3 protein-coding genes are annotated in these 7,747 nt (G+C 31.4%); all 3 read left to right on the forward strand.

Going from position 1 to position 7,747, the window contains the following annotated elements; all coding sequences use genetic code 11:
* The first annotated feature begins 138 nt into the window (after nucleotides 1-138).
* From DCO46_RS21740 to DCO46_RS21750, 3 genes are read left to right on the forward strand one after another with little or no spacing between them, the layout of a single operon-like run.
* Nucleotides 139-585, forward strand: coding sequence for a T9SS type A sorting domain-containing protein (locus DCO46_RS21740; protein ID WP_116754571.1), 447 nt, complete (start codon nucleotides 139-141; stop codon nucleotides 583-585).
* A 6-nt stretch (nucleotides 586-591) separates the two neighbouring features.
* A complete protein-coding gene (locus DCO46_RS21745; RefSeq protein WP_116754572.1) occupies nucleotides 592-6,738 on the forward strand; it encodes an FG-GAP-like repeat-containing protein in 6,147 nt (2,048 codons plus the stop codon).
* 15 nt (nucleotides 6,739-6,753) lie between these two features.
* The gene (locus DCO46_RS21750) at nucleotides 6,754-7,170 is read left to right on the forward strand and encodes a hypothetical protein (protein ID WP_116754573.1); all 417 of its coding nucleotides are present in this window, start codon (nucleotides 6,754-6,756) and stop codon (nucleotides 7,168-7,170) included.
* Nucleotides 7,171-7,747 lie beyond the last annotated feature (577 nt).

A 7,747-nucleotide genomic window follows, 5' to 3' on the forward strand; every position in this document is an offset into this window, starting at 1 on the left:
AAAATAAAGTATATTCTATATAAAAAAAGCGAGACATCTGTCTCGCTTTTTTTATGTCCTAATTTTTATTTTAACAAAATTTTTGGAAGATTTAAGTTATAATTATATATTTGTAAGAAATTTATTAAAAATATTCTTATGAGTAAACTTTACTTAATTCTTTTTCTACTCTCTTTTTTTGGGGTAAATGCACAAACAAAACTTACTTTCAGTTATGATGCTGCAGGAAATCAAACGAACAGAATTCTTTGTATCAATTGTTTATCAAAATCTGTACAACATGTTAAAGAAATAGAGGAAGTTGTCGAAAATGATTTAGAAAAATTCTTTCCGGAAGACGTTATTTCCTATTATCCAAATCCTGTAAAAGAGCAATTATATCTGCAATGGCAGCTAGCCCAAGATAATTATGTTACTTCTGTTCAAGTGTATTCTTTAACAGGACAGGTTTTACAGAGCTATCAGGGAAATAGCAGTTTAAATAATTTAAATATTCCCTTTCAACAATATCCTACAGGTATATATCTAGTATTGCTTTCTTACAAAAATGGAGGAGAAAAAACTATTAAAATCATTAAACAATAATTTGCTATGAGGAAGTTTTATTTTACTTTTTCGTTTCTAATAATTAGTTTGTTTTCTTTTGCACAATCAACGGAAGTTGGTGTTACAGAAGGAGAGTTATCTGTTTCACTTACCGGTGCCGCTAATTATAAAATTCCTATTGCAATGCCTACAGGAATTAATGGAATTGTACCACAGATAAGTTTGGCGTACAACAGTCAGGGAGGCCTCGGATTAGCAGGTTTTGGATGGAATATAATCGGGATTTCGGCAATAACCAGAGTTCCGTCTACAATGTATCATGACGGGATTATTGATCCCGTTGATTTTAATGATTTAGATCGTTTCGCTTTAGATGATAAGCGGTTGATTTTAAAGAGTAGTGAGAAATTTGATGTAGGTGCAACCAAAAGAATATATGAGACTGAAATATTTTCAAATTTAAAAATAAGTTATTTTAAGGGAAATATTCAAGACAATAGATATCAAAATATAGTTTTTATACCTATTGATTACTTTATAGTAGAATATCCTGACGGTTCTTCAGCAAAATATGAAAATCATGGCTCCACTATAGATTGGACTATAAGTTCTTGGGAAAATCCACAAGGAGGTTTTATTAGTTATGAATATAATTCTGAATATTCTGGATCCTATAGCCCGACCAGCAATTCATTGATTGAAAAAATCAAGTATGGTTCGTTAAAATCTTCAAGCACTCAAATAAATGAAGTACAATTCATATACAAGCCACACTATACAAACCCACAAGTATATGTCGGCGGTAAAAGTTTTATTCGTAATAAAATAATTAGTGCTATAAATATTAAAAGCAATAATATTGGTTTTAGAAGTTATTCATTAACGCATGATGCCTCATCGTTAAGTTATCCGAGGCTTACAAGAATTGTCGAAACAAGTGGTGATGGAACAAAGAGCTATAATCCAACAGTTTTTGCTTATGCAGAAAACCAGGCAGAATTGGTTCATTCTGTAATGGAATTTAGTGGAAAGAGTAATGCTATTGATACAAATGCTTATTCGAATGAAGTCACTACAGGTGATTTTGATGGGGATGGAGATATTGAGTTTGTACAATCTAATAATAAAGAGTTATCACTTAGCAAAATATTGGATAATTATGAAGTTGTTAATTTGGCAAAAGTAGGTAGTGTTTTTTCTTATTCTAAAATTTTTACAATAAGTACTTTAGATAAAAATTCAAAGATTTCCAGTAAACAAAATATTTGTGTATATAATCAAATTCCTTTAACTAATAAATATGTTTATCAGATTTATTCTTATAGCAAAAGTACAGGAGCTTTAGAGCTTGATTATGATAAGATGGCACCAAGCTTATCTACAAGCCCCGATGGAGCTGGAGATTTTGATGGTGATGGACTTACGGAATTGATTGGTTTTAACGGATCAAAAGATGCAGACAACGTCGAATTAATTAATCTGGATCGCAATAAAGTAGATAATTTTATTAATAAAGCAGGGTTTATTGAGAAAGGAGTTACAAAATATGGAGATATAAACGGCGATGGTAAAACAGATGTCATTATTTTTAGAGGGAGTCCGTACAATGATATAACAGTATATACATTAAAGAACAATGTGTTTACGCAATTGTTTAGAACTAAACAAAATATGCCTGAAAATATTGGTGAAATCAAATGGGGAAGGCGAGAAATATTTCCTATAGTAATGGGAGATTACAATGGGGATGGCAAAATTGATATTTTCCTTGTGGATTTAAAGAAAATTTTACTGTCAACAGGAGGTAATTTTTTTGCGGAAGAATCTGTTTTAGCTTACAATCCTCAAGATTATGAATATTTTGTTCCTGAGTTAATATTTGCGTTTGATTATAATAATGATGGTACAACGGATATTATAAGTATAAAACCAACGGCAACTGGATATCTTAATCGCAGTTCGGTCATTGATGTAAATGTATTCTACAGGACAAACAGCTGGTTTAATGCTCATTTTAATATAAATTCGAATGAAGCTTTTGGACTTAAAATAGTTCCGCTTTTTACAAGAAAAAATAAAACCAACCCATCTAAAACGGATTTGGCTTTATTAAGTCAATTTGGCATTTCTTTTTTTGCCAATAATAATTATCTGGAAGATCAAAATTTACTAAAATCAATTACTTTAAGTAATGGAATAAAAGAGACTATTACTTATAGTCCATTAAAGGACGGAAATGATGTTTATTATGCAGGCAGTTCTCAAATTTTTCCTAATTTAGACATGAAATTTAATTCTGAATTTAAGGTTGTTTCCAAATTAGAAGAGCAAAGTGCAACACAATATAAAAAAAGATTATTTCAATATTATGGAGCAGTTGTTAATCTTGAAGGTTTGGGTTTTTTAGGTTTTGGAAGTACAGTACAAACAAATTGGCATACCGATAAGTCACCAATAATATCATACATTTTAAAAAATGATATGTCACTGAGAGCTGCTAATATTGAGAATTATACAGTTTTGGGTTTGCATGAACCATTGTTTGAATCTTCAAATAAAATTTCTTCAACAATTATCAAAAAAGATGATTACATAGTAACAAGTACAGAAAATCTTCTTGCCACAGAAAGTATTACCTTAAAACCTGGAAGTTGGATAAAACCCGGTAGTGTTTTTTCGGCTAAGATAAATAAGGACGCAAATAAATCGATTAATGAGCCGACCTCCTTTATCACAAAATCGATATTAGCTTATGAATGTGAATTGTCTTCAACTAAAGTTTTAAAAATTAAAAACATTTCAAATAAACAATTTGATGGACTTGAAGATACAAGTAGCGAAACAAAGGTAGAATATGATAATTATAATAATACAACAAAGATTACAACAGAAGTAAAAGAAGCTAATACTAGCATACAAAAAAGTATTACAGATTTTACATATCAAAACCAGACTTCACCTACCTATATTATTGGAAAGCCATTATCCAAAATACTGAATATAACACTAGGTAATGAGAAAATGAGAAGTGAGGAAGTGTATGAATATAATTCTAAGCAATTACTTTCTCAGATTAAAAAGAAAGGTAATGCAGGGACAAATTATATTACAGAGGAGCGTTTGCATGATAGCTTTGGAAATATCATACAAAGAACTTTAAAGGCTGGTCTGGATTCTAGAGAATTTAATTATGCGTATGATACTTCCGGACGATTTTTGATTAAAAATACTGATGCCGAAAAGCTAGTTACATCTTATTTATACAACCCTAATGGTACATTAAAATCATTAACCAGTCCTTTGGCTCAAACGACATCTTATGAATATGATTCATGGTTTAAAAAGACAAAAGAAACAGACTATCTGGGAAATATAAACGATTACAAATACGCAAATAGTAATAGCAATACAATAGTTACCAAAACATTTGCTGACGGAAATGTAGTAGAGGAAACCTTCGATGATCTCGGAAGAAAAATAAAATCAGGCTCAAAAAACATTATGGGAACTTTTTCTTATGTTTCTTATATGTATGACATACAAGATCGAAACTATAAAGTAAGTGAACCTTATATTGGTGCAGCTCCATCGCAATGGAATGAAACAACGTATGATGATTATGGAAGAGTAAGCACTCAAAATGCATATACAGGAAAAATAACAAATATAGTTTATACACCACTTACTACAAAAGTTAATGACGGGACAATTACAAAGACCTATAAAAGAGATGCGCTAGGTAATGTGTTGTCGATTCTGGATAAACCCTCAAACGAAATTAAATATACGTATTATGCTAATGGAGATTTAAAAGAATCTGATTATGACGGAATCAAAACAAAGATTGTACAAGATGGATGGGGAAGGAAAACAGAACTTCAAGACCCGTCGGCAGGAGTTTTTAAATATGTGTATAACGATTTTGGTGAGCTTATTAGTGAGGAAAATAAAAATGGGACAACAACTTATAAGTTAAGTGCTGCGGGAAGGTTAGAAGAGAAAATAATTAAAGGGCTTTTTACAGATTCTAAAATAACATATAGCTATGAAAATATAAATAAGATATTGACAAGTACCAAATTCGAGGATTTATCTAACGGTACTAAGATTATTACAAGTTATACTTATAATGATAAAAATCAAATTAGTGCCAGGATAGAAACAACACCATTTGTAGAATTTACAAAAGATTTTAAATATGATGCGATTGGACGATTAGTAACAGAAGGTTTCACGGCAAAGGTATTAAAATCCGGAAAGTCAAGTACAAAAACAATTAAGTGCGATTATAAAAACGGAAGCCAGTATCAAATTACAGATGAATCGGATGCTACATTATGGAAGATCAATACAATAAATGCCAGGGGACAGCTTTTAACAGCTCAAAATGGTCCGTTAACCATTACAAATGCTTACGACAATGGGTATAATTTGCAGAGTAAATTTGATAAGACTGCATCATCGGCAAATATTCTGTCATTAAATACAATTTTTAATACTAAAACTGGCAATCTAACCAGTCGCAGCAATACTTTGTTGGGTTGGAACGAAAGCTTTAAATATGATGTTTTAGACAGATTAGAAGAATATACAAATTCCAAAGGGGTATTAGAAACTCAGAAATATGATGACAAAGGCAGAATCACTCAAAATGGTTTAGGAACGTATGATTATGCTAAAGATAATCCATATCAAAATGCTTCCATAACATTAAGTTCTGATGCATTGACTTATTATACAGCAAAGCCATCTCAAATTATAAATTTCAATGTATTTAAAGGTCCTGTATTAATTGATGAAAAAAATATAGACAAAATAAATTTCGATTATAATGCAAGTAATCGACGTACTGTAATGTTTTATGGAGATTTGCAAGACGACAAACTAAAAAGGCCCTATCGAAAATACTATGCTGAAGACGGTACGATGGAAATTAAGGAAAACATGAAAACCGGAGTTACAGATTTTGTTACGTACATAGGTGGCGATGGTTACAATGCACCATTGGTTTTTAAAAGTGACGGAGCAAGCAGTCAGAAATATTTATATTTACAAAGAGATTATCAAGGTTCAATAATTGCTGTAGCTGATCAGACTGGAGCAGTTGTAGAAAAAAGGATTTTTGATGCCTGGGGCAATATTACCAAAGTACAGGATGGTGCAGGAAATGCATTAGTAGGATTGTCTGTTTTAGATCGTGGCTACACAGGTCATGAACATTTGCAAAGTGTTGGTATTATAAACATGAACGGTCGTTTATACGATCCAAAACTGCATCGTTTTTTACAACCTGATAATAATATTCAGGATCTTTTTAATAGCCAGAATTACAATCGTTATGGATACGTTATGAACAATCCGTTAAAATACACAGACCAAACAGGAGAAATTTGGGATTTGGTATTAGGTTTTTTCTTCTCGTCTTATGTCCATGGAGGTGCAGCAAGCGGAGGGCAGGCCAATCTTTTTAAATGGGACTCAAATGCCTGGACAAGTGCATTTTCTGGTGCGGCTTCAAGTGCAGGATCTTTTTTAGCCTCTTCTTATACAAGTAGTGTTGCTAATAACTATTTGGATAATTACAATAATAAACCTGTTTTAGGAGTAAGTGCTATTGGGCCGGGGTATGATATGCCCTTATTTGCTAATAATAGTAAAGATAATAATAGTTTTGACTTTAAGGCAGCAAATAATATAAGCGATAAAAGATCATTAATTGAGCAGTACAGCGACCATCCGAGAGAGCCTTACGATGAGTATGATCCAACAGGAGGTATATTAACAGTTGCAGGTACAGGTATAGCATTTGGAGAATATAAAATGTTTAATAAAGATACTTGGTATAGTATAAAGAAGATGAAAACATATGGCCAACATTTTAATGGTAATGGAGCTACAGGAGGTAAAGTAACTTCTGCTTTAAAAATTTCTAAGGGAATGAAGTGGGGAGGTAGGGCTATAGGAGCTTATAATGCATGGTCAATATATGATTCTTATTCAAATGATAACATTAATGGATTTACTTTTACAATAGAAGAAACTTCCAATGCGTATTCTACATTTGGAGGAACATATGGAGCTTGCTGGGGGATTGGTTGGGAAATAGGTAGATGGGCTACATCCTGGGATTCATATCAGAAATGGAAACGTGAGACAGTACTTCCTTGGAGGAGAGAGAATTTTGGTTATTAAGTTAAAAATCATTTTATGGATGTTATATATTATTATTGTTATTTATTTTATAAGAAAATCTTAAAAGAGGATGAGCCTCATGCTTTGACAGTTTGGGCCATAGGATTTGGTGAAGGTTTTCTTACAAGTGTTATTGTCGACATTCTTTTAATTCGTTTTTTTTGTATAAAGATGGATAAATGGTTAATGATTGGAGTTGGTCTTGCCTTTTTGTTATTTAATTATTTATATTTTTTTAAATCAGGTAGAGGAAAAAGAATTGTAGTTTCTAAACCAACTTTTTTTGGCAATAAGAAAATTTCTGCATTATTAACAATTATATTTTTTATTTTTTTAATTTCTTCAATGTTTTGGGGGGCAATTTATTCAAAATATTTATTACGTATTTATTGTAAATGGGTAGTATCATGCTGTTGGACTGTCTCGTTCTGAAATAGGTTTACATAAAAGTGTAAAATTATGGAAAGATATTTAAAATGAATCTTCATCAAAATGGCAGTCTAAGTATAGTGAAGAATTTAAACGATTTGTCTGCAATGATTTTTTTAACTGAAACTTTGACAAAAGAGAAATTGAGAATAAATACAATACTGGACATTCAAGATGAACTTAGTGGCTTAAAGAAATAGGTTTTAATTATTCAAAACCCCCGCTCCCGCACGAATCCTTTCGTGTGGATGTATGCTGTCCTAAAATAAAAAGAGATATAGTATTATTTTTTAGAATATTTGATATTTAAGTAGGAACGTACCACACGAAAGGATTCGTGCGGCAGCGGTGGGTAGTTGCTTGGGGTATCGGATGGGAAGCTGGTAGAGTAATAACAAAAACTAATTGGTATCAGGATTGGAAAAATAATTATTGGTATCCTTATAGAGAAGAGCATTTGGTTATTAATTGAAAAAAAAAGATTTTATGGATGTTATTTATTATCATTACTATTTATTTTACACAAGAATACTTAAAGACAATGAACCTCATTTATTGACTATACTTGCCATTAGTGCTA

Source organism: Flavobacterium sp. HTF, assembly GCF_003105115.1.
In the GTDB taxonomy this organism is placed as follows: domain Bacteria; phylum Bacteroidota; class Bacteroidia; order Flavobacteriales; family Flavobacteriaceae; genus Flavobacterium.